Source organism: [Mycobacterium] manitobense, from assembly GCF_025821665.1.
In the GTDB taxonomy this organism is placed as follows: domain Bacteria; phylum Actinomycetota; class Actinomycetes; order Mycobacteriales; family Mycobacteriaceae; genus Mycobacterium; species Mycobacterium arseniciresistens.
In genome coordinates this window covers 1-764 of sequence record NZ_JACKSJ010000226.1, presented here as the reverse complement: position 1 = coordinate 764, position 764 = coordinate 1, and the positions used below count along the sequence as shown (strand labels likewise).

Sequence of the window (764 nt, the reverse complement as noted above, 5' to 3'; positions counted from 1 at the left end):
CGGGCGGCAGTGCGGGCCCTGGCGACGGCGGCGGTCCGCCGACCGCGCCGTGCGGTGCCGTACCGAGCGGCACGGCAGGCGTCGCTGCGGGCGATCCGGGCAGGCCGGTGCGGTCGGGCATCCGAACAGTCACCTCACGAGGATCGACCACTCGCGGCGCGGGAGGCGGTTGCGGCGTCGGCGTGTCGTCGGGCAGCGGGGCGTTCAGCGGTGGCGGCGGGACACCCTCGGCCGGTTTCGGCGTGCCGACGACGACCCAGTTGCCCGCCGGGTCCTGGACGAGGTGAGCGGTGTCGCGCGAGGGGATCATGCCGAGATCACGCGCCGCCTCGGCCAGGGCGGGTGCTGCCTGCGCCTCCAGCACGTCGCGCTCGAGCGCCTCCTTCTGCTGGAGCAGCGCCTGGTTGGTCTCCCGGGCCGCACCCAGTTGGTAGGAGCGCTCGGCGGCGCCGGTGGACAGCCACAGCGTGATGCCGAGACCCATCCCGAGCGCCCCGATCACGAGCACCACGAACGGCACCCTGGCGACCAGGGTCCGGGGATTCAGCTCGATCTCGGCGAGCCTGACGAGGAGACGTTGACGCAGCGGAGGGCGAACGACTTTCGGCGCCTTGGCCTTGCGGGCCTTGGCGCGGGCCTTGGCCTGGCTGGCGTTCTTCGGCCGCGCGGGTGCTGCCGCCGCACCCGAGGACGGCTTGGCCGGCCGGGCGACGGGTCCGGTCTGCGGCGCGGACCGCTGCGGACCGCGCTCGCGGGTGGGCCTG

The 764-nt window shown here is 75.1% G+C and carries 1 protein-coding gene; it reads right to left on the bottom strand.

Annotated features, from left to right (window positions below):
* The coding region (gene ftsL / locus H7I41_RS24480) for a cell division protein FtsL (RefSeq protein WP_264015216.1) at nucleotides 1-764 on the bottom strand (764 nt) is incomplete at both ends.